This window comes from Sulfitobacter geojensis, assembly GCF_000622325.1.
Lineage (GTDB): Bacteria > Pseudomonadota > Alphaproteobacteria > Rhodobacterales > Rhodobacteraceae > Sulfitobacter > Sulfitobacter geojensis.
Genome location: NZ_JASE01000005.1, coordinates 92,859 through 112,818 on the forward strand (window position 1 = coordinate 92,859; position 19,960 = coordinate 112,818).

A 19,960-nucleotide genomic window follows, 5' to 3' on the forward strand; every position below is an offset into this window, starting at 1 on the left:
GGGTACGGGGTTAAGTGGATGCGGGATTTTAGCAGAACATTCTGGCAGGCGGTTGTGATCGGTGCGCTTTCGTTCGCGCCCCATCTTGCCAGCGCGGAAGTACGGATCAAGGATATCGCGAACTTTGAAGGCGTGCGTGAAAACCACCTGATCGGCTACGGTTTGGTGGTGGGGCTTTTGGGGTCAGGCGACAAGCTGAACTCAAGCCCCTTCACCCGTGAATCCATTCGCGGCATGCTTGAACGTCTGGGTGTGGCCAACCTTGAGGGATCGGACCTCAAGACCAAGAACACGGCAGCGGTCATGGTAACCGCCAAACTACCACCATTTGCGCGGCGCGGGTCGCCAATTGATATCACGGTTTCCTCATTGGGCGATGCCACCAGCCTGCGCGGCGGTACCTTGCTGGTGACACCACTCACCGGTGCCGACGGCGCAGTTTACGCTGTGGCGCAGGGTGCTGTCGCGACCTCGGGTTACCGGGTCGACGGCAATGCCGCCAGCGTTGTCGAAGGCGTGCCAACCATCGCAAAAATCGAAAACGGGGCGATTGTAGAGCAGGAGATTGATTTTAACCTGTTCCAACTGGACAGCATCCGCATCGCCCTGCGCGACCCCGATTTCACCACAGCAGACCGGATGCGCGAAGCCATCGTTGCCAAGCTGGGCCCCCAATCCGCCGAAGTGCTGGATTCTGGTACCGTTGAGGTGTGGGTAAACGGCAAAAGCAATGTGGCCGACACCATCATGGCAGTCGAGAACCTGACGCTTACACCTGATGCGGTTGCGCGGGTTGTCGTTGACGAAAAGTCCGGCACCATTGTGATGGGGGCCGATGTCCGCATTGCGCAGGTCGCGATCAGTCAGGGCGGTTTGACTGTGCGCGTGCAAGAGAACTTTCAGGTCAGCCAGCCGGGTCCGGTCAGTTTTGGTGGCAACACGGCTGTGGTCACCGGTGCCCCGATCCAGATTGGCGGATCAACCGTTGTCGTGCCAGAAACCGAAATCGACATCGAAGAAAGGGACGGCAGCTTTACCATCTTGCAGGGCGATGTCAGCCTGCAAGAACTGGTGAACGGGTTGAACGCGATTGGGGTCAGTGCGCGGCAAACCATTGCGATCCTACAAGCGATCAAGGCCGCCGGTGCCCTGCATGCAGATCTGGAGATCATCTGATGAGCGATCTCACATCCCTCTTGGCACAAGGGCCACAGCCCGCATTGACCAAAGCCGCGATTGAGCAGGCACGCTCCACCGAAACCGCCAAGAATTTCGAAGCCGTGTTCCTCACGCAGTTTGTAGATGAAATGATGAAGACCGCAGGCGAGACCGCGTTTGGCGGCAAGGATCAAGCCGAAATGTGGCGGTCTTTCATGTCCGAAGCGGTTGCCAAACATCTGGTTGAACAGGGCGGTCTGGGACTGGCCGGCAGTGTCGAGCAAATGATGGATGCCTACACCAGCGCAGCGAAACCACAAACACCTGTCGAGAGGTCCGGCACATGACCCCCAGAAAGAAATTCCGTTTTGGCGAGAGACCGGCAATCGACGGCCAATCAGAGACGCCGATGACGCTGACCGCAGAAGACGAGGCAAATCTTGACGCATATGTTGGCAAGATTCAGGAAACGGTTGCGATCCTGCGCAAGGAAATTACCGCGATCAACAATGGTGAATTGGAAGTCATCAGCAACGTCTTTGAGGAAAAGTCAAAAGTGCTGAAATGGCTTGAGCTTCGGACCCCTTTGGTTGAACCGTTCCTTCACCACGAATTTGCCCGAAAACTTAAAATCAAAGAGCACCTTGGCGATCTCAAGAAATATATCGAGGAAGATGGCGCAATGTTGTCACGCATGGCGGTCGCCGCCCGAACGATCCTGCGTGAAGTCGATAAGGTAAGCAATCGCAACAGCTTGGGCGGGCTGTACGGCAAGTCGGGCCGAAAGATGGGGGCGAACGCCAGCGGAAAACAAGAGATAAATCGGGAGTTTTGAAGGGCCACGCGTCAAAAAGCGCCATTCTTTAACCCTCCGTTAACCTCAGCTCCTAAATGTTCCTTGCTGGCCTAAAGCCCGCCTCAGTCAGAAGACTGAAAAAGACTAGAGAACCAAGGAGAACATTAAATGTCGTCCATTCTCACCAATAACTCCGCCATGATCGCACTCGCGTCCCTTACAGACGTGAACCGCAATCTGAACGAAACCCAAACCCGTATCTCTACCGGCCTGTCGATCCGTTCCGGTAAAGAAAACGCCGCTTATTTCTCGGTTTCCGAGACAATGAAGGGCGATAGCGCAATGTTCAAAGCGCTGAATGACGGCATGACTGCAACGAAAAACTCCGTTGCGACTGCCCGCCTTGGCGCCGAAACAGTCAAGGAACTGTCCCAGCAAATCGTCGAACGCGTTGCATTCGCACAAAGTGGCGGTATTGATCCGGCTGACGTTCAGCTGGAAATTGACGCAATGGTTCTGAACATGCAGTCCGCCATCGACCAGTCTACTTTTAACGGTGACGATCTGGTTACAGGCGTTGCAGCGGTTACTGTTGTAACGGGTGTTTCACGTGCCTCCGGCTCGTTCGCCACAACATCGATCGACTTTAACTCGGTCGACTTGCAGGCGATCCAGACTGCAATGGACGGCATCGACCTGGCGACCTCTACCGACCTTGAGGCCGATCTGGCAACTGTCGAAACCCAGCTCGCGGCATCAATCGACGCTGCAACATCTTTGGGCATCACAGAGAACACGCTTGAAGGCCAGATGGTATTCCTTGAAAGCCTGACCGATACATTCGATTCCGGTGTGGGTTCGATGGTTGACGCGAACATGGAAGAAGAAGCAGCGCGTCTGCAGGCCTATCAGGTTCAGCAGCAGCTCGCGACACAATCGCTTTCGATTGCGAACCAATCGCCACAGAACATCCTGAGCCTGTTCCGTTAATTCGGGCTGACTTGAGTTAAAGCAAAAGCCTCGCCCGAGATCAGGGCGCGGCACCTATCCTAGCCTATGAAACACCGGTCTTCCATTATGGCAGGCCGGTGTTTTATTGCGCATGCGCCGGGACAGCGCCGGCTTGCGCGTCTTGCTGTTCAAAAAACGCAGCAAGCGGGTCGTCGATGCCCGCTTCCAGGATCATCCGGTAAATCTCGGCAAAGCTTTGTCCGGCAGCGCTACACTCACTGCGCTGTTGTGACAAAAACGGGCTGACCTTTTGAAACAGCAGAACCGCCTGATCGGTATCCACGTCCGAGCCAGGCTTGTAGGCCCCCAATCGAATAAGGTCTTCCATGTCGGCATAACGCCCCAATGCCTTACGGGCCGTTCTTGTGATCTCGAACTCTTCTGGTGAATGACACCCCGGCAACATCCGCGACAGTGATTTCTGCAAATCAATCGCCGGAAAACGCCCCTGTTCCGCGATCCGCCGATCCAGCACCAGATGGCCATCCACAATACCGCGCACGGCGTCCGCAATGGGTTCGTTCATGTCATCACCATCCACCAGAACTGTGTAAAGCGCGGTGATATCCCCCTCCCCTTCGCGTCCGGGGCCCGTACGTTCCAACAGATGTGGTAACTCGCTGAACACTGACGGGGGGTAGCCGCGCAGCGTTGGCGGCTCGCCACGGGCAAGGCCGATTTCACGTTGCGCCATGGCAAATCGGGTCACACTGTCGAGCAGCAGCAACACTTGCTTGCCTTGCGATTTAAAGTACTCGGCGATGGCAGTTGTCGTCAGGGCCGCCTGCTTGCGCAGCAACGGTGCCTCGTCGCCGGTGGACACAACGACAACTGCACGGGCCATGCCTTCGGGGCCCAGATCCTCGCGGATGAACTGTTGAACTTCGCGGCCACGTTCCCCGATCAGACCGATCACGATGACATCCGCATCCGTGTTGCGCGCCAACATCGCCATCAGCGTCGACTTTCCCACACCCGAACCGGCAAAAACTCCCATCCGCTGGCCACGGCACAGCGGTGTGAACACATCCACACATTTGATCTGCGTCTCAAGCTTTTCGCCAACCTGTTTGCGCTCGAACGCTTTGGGCGGCTGCGCTGCGCCGGTGGTTTTCTTGCGCGGCCGCGGCGCGCGGTCATAATCGGACAAGGGCCGCCCCAAGGCATCCACAACCGTGCCGATCCAGCTTTCATCGGGATAAACCATGTCGTCCAGCTCGATCAATTCGACCGGGTCACCAACGGCAACGCCATCCCACGCCCCGAAAGGCAGCACGCACAAATCACCCTCCTGCGCGCCGACAACCTGTCCGTCGACGATACCCTTCCGACCAAACACACGACAGCGACTGCCAATGCCGGCAACTGCCTCAAGCCCGCCAACCGTCAAGGTCAGGCCGACAATGGCTTTGGTGCTGCCAATGGTCCGCGCGCTAGAAGATGAATAGATAGCATCTTGCATTTTGGCGAAGGTTTTCATGGGATTTAAAACTTTCCTAATCTTTCTATCCTTGTTATAGATCAAGGATAAATAGCGAGTCCACAATGAATACCGAACCGACATCTCTCTTTGATCTGGCACCCCAGCGCCTGCAATGGCTGGCGAACCGTCAAAAGGTGGTTTCAGAGAATATCGCCAACGCAGACGTCAGCGGCGCACGCGCGCAGGATGTCGAAAGTTTCGCCAGCTACCTCAACGGCATTCGCGCGGGCGAGGTTCTGCCCGACGCCCAAGTCAAAGACGCCGATGTCAGCTGGGGTGAGGATATGTCGGGCAACAACATCATCCTCGAAGAACAGATGATCGAAGCAAACTCGACCGCCTCGCAGTTCAAAATTGCAGCGAACCTGTACCGCAAAGCACATGAGATGCTCTATACGGTCGCCGGTCGCCGGTAAGCTTAAGGAGAACGCAAGATGGATCCTCTCAGCAGTATCGGAACAACCGCCGCCAGCGGCATGCGCGCCCAGGCAGACCGGTTGCGCGTGGTGTCCGAAAACGTGGCCAACGCCAGTTCGACCGCGCAACAACCGGGGGGCGATCCCTATCAGCGCAAAACCATGTCGTTTGAGTCCTCCACCGACAGTCGCACAGGTGCCGCGATTGTCGAATCCGGCGACATTGGACGGGATGAAAGCGCCTTCGAGCTGCGTTTTGACCCCTCCCATCCGGCAGCAGACGAAAACGGATACATCAAGCTTCCAAACGTTAACCCGTTGATTGAAATGAGCAACATGCGCGAAGCCTCCCGTAGTTACGAGGCGAACCTGTCGATGATGGAAAATGCCCGCGACATGCGCAGCCAGCTTGTCGATATGTTGAAGTAAGGGATAACAGATGTCAGATTTCGCGGCCATCCGGTCCTCCTATGTCCAAGCGGCCTATTCCAAGGCAGCAGAAACCAAACCGAAACCGGCTGATGCAAATCCGGCCACGGCTGATTTTTCCACAATGGTTTCGAATGCCGCAGCGCAAGCGGTAGAGACCGTGCGCACCGGCGACCAGATGGCCATTGCCGGCCTGAACGGTCAGGCTGGTTTGCAGCAGGTGGTCGAAGCAACGATGGCCATGGAAAGTACTGTTCAGGTTTCCGTGGCACTGCGTGACAAGCTGGTCGAAGCCTATCAAGACATCATGCGCATGCCGATCTGACGACCTCCCGTCGCATAAACACAAGGGCCAGTCCGTGGAACCTGTCGCAGCTTACGAAATCATCCGCCAGACGCTTACTGCAACGTTATTGTCGTCCGCCCCTGTCTTGGCGGTTGCGCTTATCGTCGGTCTGGTGATCGCGTTCTTTCAGGCGCTGACGCAGATTCAGGAAATGACCCTTACCTTCGTGCCAAAGATCGCTGCTATCTTTGTGACCATCGCACTATCCTTGCCGTTCGTTTTCGGCACGCTAACACAACTGACGGACCGCGTTTTCGATCTTATCGTAAATGGTGGCGTGTAAGGTGCGGCGGACACGCGCAACATATGTGGTTATCGCCTTCGCCCTCACGGCGGGCGCGGCGCAGGCCGAGGGATCCGGCGGCTGGCTCGGATTTTACCGTCCGTCTGTCACGCAAGCGCCCGCCGCTGCCGCGCCGGTGAATGCCAGCGTCTGCATGACCGAGATTCTGCAAGCACAGGCCCGATATAACATTCCCGACAACCTGCTGCTGGCCATTGGCATTCAGGAAGCAGGCCGGCGCGTGGATGGAAAGATCGCCATTTGGCCATGGACTGCGAACGCCCGCGGCAAAGGCGTCTTTTTCGACTCCAAGCAAGATTTGGAAGCATGGGTGCGCCAAACCCAAGCGTCGGGGACGCGTTCGGTTGATGTCGGCTGTATGCAAATCAACCAGAAATGGCATGCCCGCCAGTTCGCCTCCCTTGAGGAAGCGACAGATCCCAAATCGAACGTCGATTATGCGGCGCGTTTTTTGTTGAGCCTTTACCGCGAAACCCGCGACTGGTGGCAGGCGGCTGGCCGCTATCATTCGTCCACCGAAAGCTACAAATCTGTTTACCTGCGCAAGCTTGGCAAAAACCAGAAACTCGCGAACAGGCACCAGGTCCATTTTGCAAAACAAAACGCCCCCACCCAAGCAACAGCCGTAACGGCCGCGCCGTGGTATGCGCCGGCCGTCAATTGGACCTCTGATATGACAGGGTCGCAGGGCGTTTCGCGCAATGTCATGTCGATCTATTCAGCCTCGCCCTTACAGGCCGTGTTGCCCGACTATGAACAGGCCGATTGAGATGGCTGTGAACGACACCAACACAGGCGGGTTTCAACTAAGCGGCCTGTTGAAGTTAGGGCATAACAACCGCGACATCGGGTTTGCCATTGGCGTTGTGCTTATTCTGGGCATGCTATTTGTCCCCCTGCCCCCGTTCTTTCTGGATCTGGGTCTGGCGATATCCTTGTCGCTTTCTGTCTTGATCCTCATGGTGGCGCTGTGGATCGGTACGCCGCTTGAATTCAACTCTTTCCCGACGCTTTTGCTCGTGGTGACCATGCTGCGGCTGGCGTTGAACGTGTCATCGACACGGCTGATCCTGAGCGAAGGGCACAATGGGCCCGGGGCCGCCGGGAATGTGATCGAAGGGTTTGCGCGGTTCATTGTCGGTGGTGATTTTGTCATCGGGATCATTGTGTTCACCATCCTTGTGATCATCAACTTTATCGTCATCACCAAGGGGTCGACCCGCATCGCCGAAGTCGCTGCACGGTTTTCGCTTGATGCGATGCCCGGCAAACAGATGGCGATTGACGCCGATCTGGCGGCAGGTGCCATCACGGAACAAGACGCCAAGCTGCGCCGTAAAACCGTCGAGGAAGAAAGCTCGTTCTTCGGCGCGATGGACGGTGCCTCCAAGTTCGTGCGCGGGGATGCGGTTGCGGGTCTGATCATCACGCTGATCAATGTGTTCGGCGGCATTCTGATCGGCATGATGAGCCACGATCTGAGCGTCGGCCAAGCGATGAGCAATTACACCGTCCTGACCATCGGCGATGGTCTGGTCACCCAAATTCCTGCGCTGATCGTCTCACTTGCCGCGGGTCTTCTGGTCACCAAAAGCGGTACACATGGTGCTGCGAACGTGGCGGTTCTGGGCCAACTCAGCAACTTTCCCAAAGCGCTTTATATGGCGGCGGTCCTGACATTCTGCATTGGCTGGCTGCCCGGTTTCCCGCTGTTCATCTTTCTGCCCATGTCTGTTGGACTGGCCGCTTTCGGATATAGCATGCAAGGACAGGCGGCCGAGAATGAGGCAAAGGCAAAACAGGTCGAAAAAGACAGCGAGGCCGCGCAAGCGCCGCAGGAAGACAGCATGTCAGAGATGTTGCGCGTCGATGATGTGCGCCTTGACCTTGGAACGGCACTGGTGCCGATGATCACATCAAACAACGCCGCCCTACCCGGCAAGGTCAAAAGCCTGCGGTCGTTGTTTATCAAGGATTTCGGTTTCGTCCTACCCATGGTGCGCATCAAGGACGATACCGATCTGCCACAGATGACCTATTCGATCTCCCTGCAAGGCGTCGAGGCCGCACGCGGCGAGGTGGACCCGAACATGATGATGGTCATCAACCCCACCGGCGAAGAAATCGACCTGCCCGGCAAACGCACCCGTGAACCAACGTTCGGATTGGAAGCGATTTGGGTGGATGAGGCCCGCGCATCGGAAGCCGAGTTGCAAGGCCTGACCGTTGTGGACCCAGAAAGCGTGATCACCACCCACCTGACCGAGGTGATCAAGGAACACATGCCCGAAATCCTGACCTATGCGGCCACGCAGGAACTGATTGAAGGGCAGGAAAAAGATTATCAAAAACTGTTGGCGGACAGCTCCAACAACAACCCTGCGGTGACATTGCAACATGTGTTGCAAGCGCTGTTGGCCGAACGGGTTTCCATTCGCAACCTTCCAAAGATCATCGAAGCCGTGGCCGAAGCAACCGCCAACACCAAGAACATACGCACCGTTATCGAACACGCACGGGGCAAGCTGGCGAAGCAGATTTGTCACGCGCTTGTCGATGCGCAGGGCTATGTGCCTGTGATCAATCTGGGCGGTTCTTGGGAAAGCGAATTGATCAATGCCATCTCAACCACCAACGGCGAAGAAACCTTTTTGATGTCACCCACACGGGTACAGGAATTTGTTCTTGAGATGCGCAAGGAAATCCAGAAATTTTCTTCCGCTGACGAATGGCCAGCCATTCTGGTCACGCCGCGCGCGCGCCCTTATGTGCGCTCGATTCTGGAACGTGTCAGCCCGATGACCCAAGTGATTTCCCACAACGAAGTCCACCGCAAAGCGTCGTTGCGCACGGTTGGTACAGTCGGGCAATGACCGATGCCCCTTGATACCTTCATCAGCTCGCTGTTCTTTTCCTACCTCGTTGTGTTTGCCCGTCTCGGATCCGCGTTGATTTTTATGCCCGCCTTTGGCGAGGTGCAGATTCCTGTCCGTGCGCGCCTGTCTTTTGCCGTGGTACTCTGTGCCGCGCTTTTGCCAATGACGCCTGTGCAGGCTGTGATGCCCACCGCCCCCGTTGCTGTTCTGCTTTTGCTAGCTGTCGAAATCACCATCGGTTTGTGGATCGGGCTGAGCGCCCGCATCATTCTGTCCGCGCTGCAATTTGCGGGGTTTCAGGCGGGGCAGGTTTCCGGTTTGGCCAATGCTTTCGGGCCGTCCTTCGGATCGTTCGAGGGCGCAACGATGGTGGCAACCTTGATGCTGATCTCGGCTGTTGCCATGATCTTTGTCACCGACACGCACCACATCATTTTGCGCGCTTTGCTGTCCAGCTATGTGATTTTCCCACCCGGTCAGATTATGATCATTGATATGACCGACCAGATTCTCAGGGCCGCGGGCCAAAGCCTGTATATCGGAACCGCCATCGCCGCCCCGTTCTTTATCATGGGGGTGGTATTGAACCTTGGCATGGGTCTGGCCAACCGCGTGATGCCACAGCTTCCGGTGTTTTTTGTCGCAGCACCCTTGTTGATCGGCGCGGGCCTGTTGATCCTTGCGGTCTCCATGCCGACAATTCTTGATTTCTACATATCGGAGTTCCGCGCGTGGCTCGGCGGGTTTAAGTTCTGAGCATGGCAGAGAACAACGACAGCACAGAAAAGACCCTAGAACCCACCGAAAAGAAGCTTCAGGACGCCCGCAAGAAAGGCGATGTGCCTTCCTCGAAAGAGACCGGGAACATGGTCGTGGTTCTGGCGCTGTTGGGTATCATTGCGTTTGTGTTGCCAGTCCAGACACCCAAGGTGATGGATGCCTTGTTTGCGTTGATCGAACAATCCACCACTTTGACGGTGGATACAGGAACAACCGGCGTCACCCGTCTGGGTGAAATCATGAGCGACTTTTCTCTGAGTATCGTCATCGCCATTGCACCGATGTTCGCCGTCTTGCTCGCAGGGGCCGCCATAGGTGCGGCCATTCAGGGCGAGACCGTGATCTCCTTTGAACGCATCCGCCCCAAGCTATCAAAGCTTTCCCCCGCGCAGGGGCTCAAACGCCTGTTTTCGGCCAACTCGCTGGTGGAGTTTGTCAAAAGCATCGTCAAGGTATTTGCCGTGGGCGGGTTTGCAATCTGGGTCACACTTGAAGCGGTGCAACGGGTCTGGATGATGTCCGGATTCTTACCCGAATACCTGCCCGGATACCTTGTTGCGGCCTCACAGAAACTGCTGCTGGCCGCCGCATTATTTCTGGTGCCTGTCGCGATTGCCGACATCCTGTGGCGCCGTTTCGACTGGCGCAAAAAGCAACGCATGAGCCAGAAAGACCTGCGTGACGAGATGAAGGAAAGCGAAGGATCCCCCGAGATTCGCAATCAGCGGGCACGCCGTCGGCGTGAGCTGTCGCGTCAGCGGACCCTAGCTGTAGTGCCGATTGCCAATGTGATCCTGACCAACCCCACGCATTATTCCGTGGCGCTGAAATATGATCCCGACACCGACATGGCACCCGTGTGTATCGCGAAAGGCGCTGATCTAGTCGCCCTGCGTATCCGCGAAGTTGCGTTTGAACACGACATTCCGATTGTGGAAAACAAACCACTTGCCCGACTGCTTTTTGACACGGTCGAGATTGATCAGGCGGTGCCCGTCGAACATTGGGAAATCGTGGCCGAGATCATCAGCTTTGTCTTTGCGCTGAAGGAAAACAAACCCCATGTCGCACCGGAAGGATCGGTTTTACGGACCCGTCCGGTTTAGGTTTAGTTCAGCTTGATACCTGTCAGGTCCTGATCTCCGGGCAGTTGCGACCGTTCCAGAATAATCTTGGACACAGCCCGCGCCCGAACAGGCGATACCTTGGCCATAATCGGCGCGGCAATACGCGGATTCATCGTGCCAAGGATCATGATGGTTGTCTCGATGTCCAGATCGTCAATGATCCGTGCGGCATCAGCAGGTTTCATGTTTTTGTAGAACGCAATCAACCGCTCCAGATCATCGGTCTGTGACGCTTCGACCTGCGCCAGTAGCGTTTCGATAGAGGTCTTCAACTCTGTCAGCGATGCGCGTTCAACCCGCAACCGCTCCTCGGCCAAAGCAATTTCAGCCTGCCGTTTATCGATCTCTGCCTTTTGCAACGCGACCAATTCACGTTCCCGCGTCAACGAACGTAAAATCGCCTCGGGCGTATCAAGGTTTCCTGTCGGCTCGATAAGTCCTTCAACCAAGGGCGGTGAATCCGTTGCCGACTCCGCCGGGGCCTCGGTCTTGCCTGCGGCTGTGACAACACCGATATCCCTAACCGGTGCCACGTCTTTCAATGACGGGAGTTCAGGAAAGGACATCGCGGCCTTGGCAAACAACATGACGCCCAAACCGCCAAGGATCATCTTACCGCTCAACAGGTTTCGCATGACTTATACCTTCGCAGTGCTTTGGGTGTCGAAAAACGCGCGCACCAGTTCTTTCTTGTCACGCATCACGCGCAGGCCGGGTGTTTCAACCGGGGCGGCACGGCGGCTGGAAAAGGCCGTTTGCTGCGCCAGCTCCGGCTCCATTTCGGGCTCTGCATGCTGAACCTGTTCTGCAACTTCGATGTTATCGCGCATCTGGCTGACTGAATCCTGCGACTTATCTACCGCCGACGAAAACTCCTCGACCAAGGGTTCAAGGTCTTTCAGGATCGCCATCAACATGCGCACCTTGCGCGACACGATATAGCCGTATGTGATGCTGCCGATGAGAAGCAGGATGATTACGCTGTCAATTATCATCGCCATCTGTTTCTAGCTCCTTTTTGAGTTTCAGTTCTTCGGTGATTTGAACGGCGACAAAGCCGTTGTTGCGTTTGCCAATGGACACTTTGAACATCGGCGTGTCGGCGCAGATCATGGTCGCGTCCTGACCTTCTTCGATGCCAAAGTTAATCGTATCGCCGGGTTTCCACGCCATGATCTGCTGAATCGGGATTGCCTCTTCAGCCAGCAGCACTTCCAACGTCATATGGGCGCGCTCTATCTGGCTGCCGATCATGTCATGCCAACTGCTTTGCCCGTCGCCGCGGTCCCCGAAATACACCTTGCCCAGATCAGGCCGGATTGGCTCAAGCGCGTCGTAAGGGATGATGACATCCACCGCACCCTGATGGCCGGCGATTGCAACGGAAACCTTGATGCGCGCGCATAGGCTATTGTGTTTCGCCACTGCCGCGGCTTCGGGGTCGGTTTCGACACGCTCCAGCTCCAGCGCAGAGCCGCTCACCACCGTCAACGCCCGCTGGAGCTCCGCCAGCACCGCTGCGGCCACCCGCTCACCAAACCCCAACTCGATTGCTGTGAAGCTTTCGACCCCGTCAACATCCAGATTTTTCGCACTGCCCCCCAGCATCAACTCACTGGTCGCCAACAAGGTTACCTTGTCGATCGCAATAAGGATTTCACCATCGAACGGTTTGCCAATGCCAACCGCCATCAGAACGGGTGTTGGTACGTCTGCGGCGACCTGATCCATCGTGATGTAATCCAGCGACACCATGCTGGCTTCGCAACTGGTTCGGGTCAGGTCGGAAAATGCTTCGGCAAGGTTTTCGACCAGACGCGCACCGATAATGTCGAGCATCGGCAGCCGGTCAAACGTAAAGTCGGATTGCCGGATGATCTCGTCAACCAGACTGACGTTCCCGTCCTCGACTTCGTTTTGTGAAAGTACCTCGTTCACCCGCACATCCTCATTGAACTATCAGGTCTTTGATCAGGATTTCCTGAGGCAGGTCATTTCCCACCGCGGCCCGCGCCCGTTTCAACAGCTCTGCCTTGACGTACATGATCCCTCCCATGCCACGCAGATCTGCCTCCGACAGGCCGCGCAGATAGCTGTTAAAAAGATCGCGGATGAACGGTTGACGCTCTTCCATAAGCGCACCCGCTTCTGCGTCCGGCCGGTAAGCGATAACAAGGTTGATCTTTAGAAACGCCGTGTCTGGCGTGCCTTGCGGGCTTACGCTTTGAATATTCGTCAGCATGTCACCAAGATCAAGAAGACCACTATCCACAGCCGCGCCTGAGTGCCCGTCGCCGTCGTCCTTAGGCTGCAGCGCCATCGCCTTTTCGGCATCGTGCCCATCCTTGGCCAGCGGATCCGTTAAATCCTCGCGCAACTTGGCACCACCCTTTTTCGCATCACCCCCATGCGCATCCGCCTGTTCGTCATGCGCATCCGCGGCTTCCGCATCCTTATACTCCGGCGCATATTCCTCGGCATCCTGAAGATAAGCCGCGCGCGCCAGAAAGAAGCCGCCCCCAAGCGAAACAAGACACATCAGAGCGGCCGCAAGCAGGGTTTTGCGTGACCCGCGCGACTTTTGCGCCTCCGCATCCTCTGCGCCGGCTTCTGGAGACTTCTTTTTTGGGTCGGGCTTGGCAGCCATGATTTACCGTCTTTCCTTTCCAAGGATAATTGCCACTTTCCGCATGAAATACAAGTTTACTTTTGAACTTAAACTTGCATTAACTCTGCTTTAATGATGTATAGTCAACACAACGTCCAGTGGAGTTTGCCGTGCAAGGATTAATTGATAACCTGCTATCTTTGGGGCGGCAAAGATTGATGATCTTGGCAGGCACCGCCGTCACCGTTGTTGTCGCGCTGCTGTTGGGGCTGAACACGATCTCGCGGCCGGATTACGCACCGATCTACTCCAATCTCTCTGTGACCTCCGCCAGCGCAATCGAAGCGACCCTGACCAATGCAGGGTTTCGCGTGATGGTGTCCGAAGACGGCTCTTCGGTTTCCGTGCCGCGGTCCGATGGTGCGCGTGCACGTATGGCGCTGGCCGAAACCGGTGTTCAGGTTGATGGCGACCCCGGTTGGGAGCTGTTTGACGAAAAAAGCGGCTTGGCGATGAACTCCTTCCTGCAAAAAATCAACCGCGTCCGCGCGATGGAGGGGGAGCTGGCGCGCTCTATCCAGACGCTCGATGGCATTTCATCTGCGCGTGTGCATCTGGTTTTACCTGACCGCGAACCGTTTTCCCGCGAAGCGCCTTCGCCGCGCGGCTCTGTTATTCTGCGCTCCGGTGCCGGCCGCGCGATCACCCGCAAACAAGCGATTGCGGTGCGCACCCTTGTTGCCTCCTCCGTTCCCGAACTGGAAATTTCACGCGTTGCGGTGTTGTCTGCAAGCGGCGAAACCATTTTGGCCGAGGGCGCTGGCGGCGAAGGGCCTACCGGCATTCAGTCCACCAAAACCTCCATCGAGGACCGGCTGTCGCAAGAAATCCAGAACATCCTGACCGCCCGCGTCGGGGCCGGAAATGCCCGCGTTCGCGTCAATGTCGATCTGACCACGCAGCGTGAAGTGATCGTCGAGCAAAGCTTTGATCCCGATCAGCAAGTTGTGCGTTCAACAGAGAGCAGTACAGAGAGTCAGACCGGTTCGGAAGACGGTGGCAATGTCGGCGTTGAAAACAACATACCCGCAGCTTTGGTCGAGGGCGGCGGTGCCACGTCCAACCGCAGTGAAGCAGGCGAGCAGGTGCAATACGAGATCGGCAACACACGCCGCGAAATCGTACGCGAAGCGGGCGAAGTCCGCCGTATGACCGTCGCCGTTCTGGTGAACGGTATCTACAACCTAGAAGGCTCCGACGTGGCCTATGCCGAACGGACGCCGGAAGAACTGAACCGCTTGACCGAACTGGTGAAATCCGCCGTCGGTTTCGAAGAAGGCCGCGGCGATAGCGTGTCAGTCGATAGCATGCGGTTCATGGATTACTCGATGGATCTGGGCGATCCGATTGTCCAGACTTTGGGGGATCGCCTTTCAGAAAGCATGGTGCCAATCATTCGCGGCGTGCTTGCCCTATTGATCGTCGCGCTGGTAATGATCCTCGGGGTGCGCCCGATGTTGCGCCGCCTGAACCAGCCGGACCCGCTTAACCTTGTCGAAGACCCTGCGCTTTCATCAGACCGAACCGAACGCGAGGCCCTGAATGCGCCGGACAAACCGGCAGGGACGCCCGAGGCAAAGCTGCTGTCCTCCACAGCTGGCACCGGTGACGCCACCGAACCGCGCAAGCTGGCACCGGCCGTCGTCGAGGACGACATTGCGGTGGGTGATCAGCAATATGTCACGACACAGGGCATCCGCGGCAGCATCCAGAAGGGCAATATCGATAGAATTCAACGCCTTGCGGATGAAAAACCCGAAGATGTGCTGCGTGTGATGCGGTCGTGGTTGACCACCGAGGCTGAAGCGTGATCACCCTGTTCGATCATAACTTCGACGCCGAAACCGAGCAATCGACCCACCGTGATGCTGCCGCTACAGTCACGGCCATTGCCGATTTGAAGGAACAACTCGAAACCGCCCGCAAAGAGGGTTTTGAGGCGGGGCGTGACCTTGGCCGTAAGGAAGCGAAAGCGGAATTCGACGCCGGCGCTGCCGAGCGGTTCGAACAAGAACGCCAGCTCATTCAGGAAAGCCTGGCCCAGCTGGTTGCACAGGACACCCGCGACCGGTCGGATACCGAGCGTGACATCATCGAACTGTTCTTGGGCATCACGGAACGCTTGGTGCCGGAATTGATCGGTCACTATGGCCCGCAACTGGCCGCCGACCGGATCAAACAGGCCGTCCAACAAAGCCGCACCTCACCGGAACTCACCATCACCGCCTGTCCTGACGTTGTCGCGGTTCTGGAAGATGAAGCGACCTCTTGGTTAACGATCGCGTCTCATACAGCGGAAATCGATATTTTTGCGGACCCTGACATGCCGCGTGGCTCAGCGCAGGTGCGTTGGAAGGGCGGTCGCCTTGAATATGACCTCGAAACCGCCTGCACGCAGATGCTTCAGGCACTGACGCAAGCTGCAAACGACTATAACGAAGCGACGTAGGAAGCCAGATAGATGTTGGAAAACAACGACGAAGCAGAAACCACCGCTGACGCCGCCAAGGCAGAACCGGTCAAGGATAACGCAACCGACCCCAAAGCCGGCGCCGATGCGCAGGCCACTGGTAAAAATCTGGATGCAATTTTCGGTGTCAAACTGGACGTGCGCGCCGTGTTGGGCCGTAGCAGAATACCGATTTCCGAATTGCTGAACCTTACCAAAGGATCAGTGATCGAACTGGACCGTCGCGTCGGCGAACCCGTTGATCTGATGATCAATGACCGGCTTGTCGCCCGCGGTGATCTGGTGCGGGTAAAAGGCGACATGCTGGGTGTTGCGCTGCGCGAAATCGTCAAAGATTTTGTTACAGACAGCTAAAATGCACCCCTCTGCCCTGCCCATCCGTCGCCCTGTGGTGAATGCCATCATGGCCTTGCCGCTGGTGTTGCTTGTCACAATGGCCCCCGCCCTTGCGCAGGAAACAGAGGTGGGTGGGTTGATCCGCGAACTGTCTTCGCAACTGGGCGGCGTGCAACCGGGCAGCGATGCGGGGGCCAGTTTGTCGGGACGTCTGATCCAGCTTTTCGTGCTGATCACGACGCTCAGCGTCGCCCCCGGTTTGCTGGTTGTCATGACCAGCTTTACCCGCTTTGTGATCGTGTTTTCCATGCTGCGTCTGGCCTTGGGTCTGAACCAGACACCGCCCAATATTGTGCTGAACGCAATGGCGTTGTTCATGACCTTTTTCGTCATGCAACCCGTGTTCGAAGACGCCTGGGAGGGCGGGATCAGACCCCTGATGAACAATGCCATCACCGAAGAACAAGCGATCCGCAACATCTCGGAACCGTTTTATGATTTCATGCTGGTAAACACCCGTGACAAGGACATCCAGCTTTTCACGGACATCGCCAATGACACCGCCGAAGCGGTCGAGGATGACGACGACGGCCCCAGCTGGCGCGTATTGGTCCCGTCCTTCATGATCTCAGAGTTGCGCCGCGCCTTTACCATCGGGTTCCTGATCTATCTGCCTTTCGTCGCTATTGATCTGATCGTCGCTTCGGTTCTGATGAGCGCAGGTATGATGATGTTGCCGCCGGTTCTGGTGTCCTTACCTTTCAAGGTGATCTTCTTTGTTTTGATCGACGGCTGGTACATGCTGGCAGGGTCGTTGATCCAGTCATATCTCTCCGGTTAATCGTCGCGCCTTCAAGAAAGCCATTTGATTCAAGGATAGTTTGCTTTATCCTTACCTAACGCCCGCCTTCATTCGGATCACGCCTGTCATGAGCCAATTTGTCCCCCTTCGTAAGCACCGCCGCATGACGGGCGCGCAGAAATCTGCGGTTCTGTTCCTGTGCCTTGGCGAGGGGCGCGGCGGCGCATTGATGCAGCAACTGGACGTGGCTGAAATTCGTCAAATCACAACCGCGATCTCGAATATGGGTGAAATCGACGCCGGTATTGTCGAAAGTATTCTTGAGGAATTCGATGAGAAGATTAACCACGAGGGTGGTGTTGTCGGTTCCATTGATGCCGCGCGCAACCTGCTAAGTGAATTCCTGCCGGAAGATCGCGTTGCCGACATCTTGCAAGAGATTAACAGCAACACCACCGGCAACGTCTGGAAAGATCTGTCCGATCTGGACGAAAAACAACTGGTCGAATTTCTGCGTAAGGAACACAATCAAACGGTTGCTGTTATTCTCACCCGCATCCGCCCCGACGCCGCAGCCAAGGTGTTGCCGCTGCTTGGCCCCGAACGGGCACCCGATTTGATCGAACGCATTATGGCGATGGAAAACCTGCCGTCAGACACGATCCAGAACATCGAAAATACCCTGCGCGAAGATGTGTTGGCCAAGGCCAACAACAGCCCCGAAGCGCGGATTGAGGGGCACCTGGTTTCGATCCTTAACAAGCTCGACGGGGATTTGTTCAACCAGATTTCATCCGAGCTTGAGCAGCGCCGCCCCGAACAGTTTGGCGGTATCAAACAAAAGATGTTTGTTTTCGACGATTTGGTTAAGTTCAACGAAATGCATCTGGGTAAGATTATGCGCGAAGTGACAGCAACCGCTTTGCCGCTGGCTCTGCGGGGTGCCAAAAAAGAAATCCGCGAACATTTCCTCTCAGCTCTGCCCGCCCGTTCACGGGGTATGCTGCAAGATGAAATGTCATCCATGGGCCCGATCAAGTTGCGCGACGTAAAAGAAGCGCAGGGCCAACTGGTTGAAGGGGCGCTACGCCTGTTGGCGGATGGTTCGGTGGCATTGGCAGATACAACCGAAGAGATGATGGAAGATATGGCGGACTAAACCGCCGATCCAGCTGCCATCAACGGTATAGCTGCGACGCGCTGTAATTCACTGTCGCAATGTCCAACGTAATGGATACAAATTGTGCACCAATCTGTGAATTTTGCAAAATATTGACCGCAGCACTGTTGGACGCAAAGGACTGTGGATTGATCACGTCAGAGATCGCAACGTAGCGCGAGATCAACCGCTCACGTTCTGCCGGATCAGCCAAATCAGCGAGATCAAATTTATCTTCGAACAGCTGTTTTTGCTTGTCCAGATCTAGCCCTGAAATCTGTTCGGGCAGGCCAAGCGCCACCTGAAAGAAGTTGGTCAATTTCTCATTGGCCAACACATCGAACCAACTGCCAATACTTTCGCCTTCTTCACGGAATTCCAGCACGGTGCCGACGGTCGAATTCTGCGCGTCGTTCGCATTGATGAATTGCTGGTTGTAAAAGCGACCCGTGATGTCATCAAGGAACGCCGCATCCGTAAAATCAGGTACCTGCGGCCCGTTTTCCGTAGTGAATCCTAACGCCAAATGCAGTTCGCGAAACCGTTCGTCTGTCAGCCGGTTCAACAGGGATTCCGGCGCAACCGGATCACTTTCCAGTACCTTGCGAAGCATACCTTTCCCGAAAATCTGGTCTTCCAGATCAAAGGCTTTCATCACGAAACTATAGACCTCGAAATCAGCGACCAGCTCTTGGGGCGTTGTGATGCTTCCGATACGGTCGCGAAACGCTTCTTCGCCGCGCTTGTTTGCGGCATCGTTGCGCATCGAAACCAATTGCTGGTCTCGTGTGGAATCGATCAACCGAAGCGCCGCCCCGCTGGAAAGACCCGAGATGCCGATCATCTGATCCCTACTCCGCCGCGGTTGCGGCGGCCTTTGCGTGGATCATTTCAAACAACCGGTCTTCGTATTCCATCAAGGGGCGCAGGGCGCGCATTGCTTTGTAAAAATCAGCCTGTGACACATGACCGGCCGCTTCAAAGATATGTTCGCCCACCTCATCATGAAAAACCGGCACCAACTGCGCGAGCTTTTTCTGGATGATCGGAACCAGCTTTTTGCGCTTTGAGGGATCCAAAAGTGCGGCCTGGATAAAGAAATAGACTTCCTTTACCGGCGTGCGCGCCTCGCTTTCGCCCAGCAGATCCGCCTCGCGTACGATATCAGCGTGATTTTCGATCACCAACAATTGTCGCCGGTCCGTGTTGCGGACCACACAGCCGTTAATCAAGATACGTTCGTTCGGTTTCAACGTCAGTCGGAGTGCCATGTCACTTACTCCGCTGCTGTTTCAAAACTGCGACCGCTCAACCCATCTATGATGCTGCGGTTGATATCAATCAGCGGCCGGACCAGTTTGCCGCCGGCAAGGACGCCTTGCGTATGGGATTCCACCCAAATCGCGATCGAGATCAGCGTTGCCTTCAACTCGGGCGTCAGTCCGTTTTCAGCTTCGGTTAGATCCATCTTGAACGTCGACCAAACCATCTGGTTTTTCACCAACGTATGCCGAAGACCGTCCGCCAGAATCTGCAGACGATCCAGACGTCTTTCAGCGCTATCGAACGCTTGATATTGCGATTCCAACTCTGAAGTCACCTGCGCAAGGATGCGACGCTCAATCTGGCGTGGCGCTTCCGTGTGCGAGATGGTCCGCTTGTACGCGGTTACACTCATTCTCGTCACCTATGTTTTTATTCTGCCTCACATTAATCTTTAACGAGTCGCGGTTAAGGGAAATTTAACGTTCTTGTTATTTTCACCGCGGCATCAATTTTCACCCTTATTGGTCAAAATA

The 19,960-nt window shown here is 56.0% G+C and carries 25 protein-coding genes; 17 read left to right on the top strand and 8 right to left on the bottom strand.

Going from position 1 to position 19,960, the window contains the following annotated elements; translation table 11 throughout:
* Positions 1 to 18 precede the first annotated feature (18 nt).
* The 4 genes from Z947_RS0102420 (at position 19) to Z947_RS0102435 (ending at position 2,944) form a co-directional block, all read left to right on the top strand.
* Positions 19 to 1,176: a flagellar basal body P-ring protein FlgI gene (locus Z947_RS0102420; RefSeq protein ID WP_025042719.1), complete on the top strand. Its 1,158-nt coding sequence runs from the start codon at positions 19 to 21 to the stop codon at positions 1,174 to 1,176.
* A complete protein-coding gene (locus tag Z947_RS20750) occupies positions 1,176 to 1,505 on the top strand; it encodes a rod-binding protein (protein WP_025042720.1) in 330 nt (109 codons plus the stop codon). The genes Z947_RS0102420 and Z947_RS20750 overlap by 1 nt, the downstream gene beginning before the upstream one ends.
* Positions 1,502 to 1,993 (top strand): hypothetical protein, encoded by a 492-nt coding sequence (locus Z947_RS0102430; RefSeq protein ID WP_025042721.1) that lies wholly within the window; start codon positions 1,502 to 1,504, stop codon positions 1,991 to 1,993. The genes Z947_RS20750 and Z947_RS0102430 overlap by 4 nt, the downstream gene beginning before the upstream one ends.
* 129 nt (positions 1,994 to 2,122) lie before the next feature.
* Positions 2,123 to 2,944, top strand: coding sequence for a flagellin N-terminal helical domain-containing protein (locus Z947_RS0102435; RefSeq protein ID WP_025042722.1), 822 nt, complete (start codon positions 2,123 to 2,125; stop codon positions 2,942 to 2,944).
* Positions 2,945 to 3,047: 103 nt separating this feature from the next.
* Here Z947_RS0102435 and Z947_RS0102440 read toward each other — a convergent pair whose 3' ends face one another.
* Complete coding sequence (locus tag Z947_RS0102440) at positions 3,048 to 4,445, bottom strand: FliI/YscN family ATPase (RefSeq protein WP_025042723.1); 1,398 nt, start codon at positions 4,443 to 4,445, stop codon at positions 3,048 to 3,050.
* 65 nt (positions 4,446 to 4,510) lie between these two features.
* Between Z947_RS0102440 and Z947_RS0102445 the strand changes: the two genes are divergently transcribed.
* Genes Z947_RS0102445 through flhB form a run of 8 tightly spaced genes read left to right on the top strand, consistent with a single transcriptional unit; the run spans position 4,511 to position 10,705 of the window.
* The gene (locus Z947_RS0102445) at positions 4,511 to 4,864 is read left to right on the top strand and encodes a flagellar basal body protein (protein WP_025042724.1); all 354 of its coding nucleotides are present in this window, start codon (positions 4,511 to 4,513) and stop codon (positions 4,862 to 4,864) included.
* A gap of 18 nt (positions 4,865 to 4,882) precedes the next feature.
* Positions 4,883 to 5,293 (top strand): flagellar basal body rod protein FlgC, encoded by a 411-nt coding sequence (flgC, locus tag Z947_RS0102450; protein WP_025042725.1) that lies wholly within the window; start codon positions 4,883 to 4,885, stop codon positions 5,291 to 5,293.
* 10 nt (positions 5,294 to 5,303) lie between these two features.
* Positions 5,304 to 5,618: a flagellar hook-basal body complex protein FliE gene (gene fliE / locus Z947_RS0102455; RefSeq protein ID WP_025042726.1), complete on the top strand. Its 315-nt coding sequence runs from the start codon at positions 5,304 to 5,306 to the stop codon at positions 5,616 to 5,618.
* Between the two features lie 34 nt (positions 5,619 to 5,652).
* A complete protein-coding gene (fliQ, locus tag Z947_RS0102460) occupies positions 5,653 to 5,922 on the top strand; it encodes a flagellar biosynthesis protein FliQ (RefSeq protein ID WP_025042727.1) in 270 nt (89 codons plus the stop codon).
* 1 nt (position 5,923) lies between these two features.
* Complete coding sequence (locus tag Z947_RS0102465; protein ID WP_037938628.1) at positions 5,924 to 6,712, top strand: lytic transglycosylase domain-containing protein; 789 nt, start codon at positions 5,924 to 5,926, stop codon at positions 6,710 to 6,712.
* Position 6,713: 1 nt separating this feature from the next.
* Positions 6,714 to 8,816: a flagellar biosynthesis protein FlhA gene (gene flhA / locus Z947_RS0102470; protein WP_025042729.1), complete on the top strand. Its 2,103-nt coding sequence runs from the start codon at positions 6,714 to 6,716 to the stop codon at positions 8,814 to 8,816.
* A gap of 3 nt (positions 8,817 to 8,819) precedes the next feature.
* The gene (locus Z947_RS0102475; RefSeq protein ID WP_025042730.1) at positions 8,820 to 9,575 is read left to right on the top strand and encodes a flagellar biosynthetic protein FliR; all 756 of its coding nucleotides are present in this window, start codon (positions 8,820 to 8,822) and stop codon (positions 9,573 to 9,575) included.
* Positions 9,576 to 9,577: 2 nt separating this feature from the next.
* The gene (gene flhB, locus Z947_RS0102480; RefSeq protein WP_025042731.1) at positions 9,578 to 10,705 is read left to right on the top strand and encodes a flagellar biosynthesis protein FlhB; all 1,128 of its coding nucleotides are present in this window, start codon (positions 9,578 to 9,580) and stop codon (positions 10,703 to 10,705) included.
* A gap of 2 nt (positions 10,706 to 10,707) precedes the next feature.
* Here flhB and Z947_RS0102485 read toward each other — a convergent pair whose 3' ends face one another.
* Genes Z947_RS0102485 through Z947_RS0102500 form a run of 4 tightly spaced genes read right to left on the bottom strand, consistent with a single transcriptional unit; the run spans position 10,708 to position 13,373 of the window.
* Positions 10,708 to 11,361 carry a MotE family protein gene (locus Z947_RS0102485; RefSeq protein WP_025042732.1) on the bottom strand — a complete coding sequence of 218 codons (654 nt, stop codon included), beginning with the start codon at positions 11,359 to 11,361 and terminating at the stop codon, positions 10,708 to 10,710.
* A gap of 3 nt (positions 11,362 to 11,364) precedes the next feature.
* Complete coding sequence (locus Z947_RS0102490) at positions 11,365 to 11,727, bottom strand: SNARE domain-containing protein (RefSeq protein ID WP_025042733.1); 363 nt, start codon at positions 11,725 to 11,727, stop codon at positions 11,365 to 11,367.
* Entirely contained in the window at positions 11,711 to 12,664 is a 954-nt protein-coding gene (locus Z947_RS0102495) for a flagellar motor switch protein FliM (protein WP_025042734.1), read from the bottom strand. The genes Z947_RS0102490 and Z947_RS0102495 overlap by 17 nt, the downstream gene beginning before the upstream one ends.
* Positions 12,665 to 12,674: 10 nt before the next feature.
* Positions 12,675 to 13,373: a flagellar basal body-associated FliL family protein gene (locus Z947_RS0102500; protein WP_025042735.1), complete on the bottom strand. Its 699-nt coding sequence runs from the start codon at positions 13,371 to 13,373 to the stop codon at positions 12,675 to 12,677.
* A gap of 179 nt (positions 13,374 to 13,552) precedes the next feature.
* Here Z947_RS0102500 and fliF point away from each other — a divergent pair, with 179 nt between their 5' ends.
* The 5 genes from fliF (at position 13,553) to Z947_RS0102525 (ending at position 18,161) form a co-directional block, all read left to right on the top strand.
* Positions 13,553 to 15,205: a flagellar basal-body MS-ring/collar protein FliF gene (fliF, locus tag Z947_RS0102505; protein ID WP_240477553.1), complete on the top strand. Its 1,653-nt coding sequence runs from the start codon at positions 13,553 to 13,555 to the stop codon at positions 15,203 to 15,205.
* The gene (locus Z947_RS0102510) at positions 15,202 to 15,843 is read left to right on the top strand and encodes a FliH/SctL family protein (RefSeq protein ID WP_025042737.1); all 642 of its coding nucleotides are present in this window, start codon (positions 15,202 to 15,204) and stop codon (positions 15,841 to 15,843) included. The genes fliF and Z947_RS0102510 overlap by 4 nt, the downstream gene beginning before the upstream one ends.
* A 12-nt stretch (positions 15,844 to 15,855) precedes the next feature.
* Complete coding sequence (locus Z947_RS0102515; protein WP_138058646.1) at positions 15,856 to 16,218, top strand: FliM/FliN family flagellar motor switch protein; 363 nt, start codon at positions 15,856 to 15,858, stop codon at positions 16,216 to 16,218.
* A 1-nt stretch (position 16,219) separates the two neighbouring features.
* Positions 16,220 to 17,041 (top strand): flagellar type III secretion system pore protein FliP, encoded by an 822-nt coding sequence (fliP, locus tag Z947_RS0102520; RefSeq protein WP_025042739.1) that lies wholly within the window; start codon positions 16,220 to 16,222, stop codon positions 17,039 to 17,041.
* Between the two features lie 88 nt (positions 17,042 to 17,129).
* Complete coding sequence (locus Z947_RS0102525; RefSeq protein ID WP_025042740.1) at positions 17,130 to 18,161, top strand: flagellar motor switch protein FliG; 1,032 nt, start codon at positions 17,130 to 17,132, stop codon at positions 18,159 to 18,161.
* A 19-nt stretch (positions 18,162 to 18,180) separates the two neighbouring features.
* Here the strand turns inward: Z947_RS0102525 and Z947_RS0102530 are convergent, their stop codons facing one another.
* The 3 genes from Z947_RS0102530 to Z947_RS0102540 are packed head-to-tail and all read right to left on the bottom strand — an operon-like array spanning position 18,181 to position 19,839.
* Entirely contained in the window at positions 18,181 to 19,005 is an 825-nt protein-coding gene (locus tag Z947_RS0102530) for a DUF1217 domain-containing protein (protein ID WP_025042741.1), read from the bottom strand.
* Positions 19,006 to 19,012: 7 nt separating this feature from the next.
* The gene (locus tag Z947_RS0102535; protein ID WP_025042742.1) at positions 19,013 to 19,432 is read right to left on the bottom strand and encodes a flagellar biosynthesis repressor FlbT; all 420 of its coding nucleotides are present in this window, start codon (positions 19,430 to 19,432) and stop codon (positions 19,013 to 19,015) included.
* Between the two features lie 5 nt (positions 19,433 to 19,437).
* Positions 19,438 to 19,839: a flagellar biosynthesis regulator FlaF gene (locus Z947_RS0102540; RefSeq protein ID WP_025042743.1), complete on the bottom strand. Its 402-nt coding sequence runs from the start codon at positions 19,837 to 19,839 to the stop codon at positions 19,438 to 19,440.
* Positions 19,840 to 19,960 lie beyond the last annotated feature (121 nt).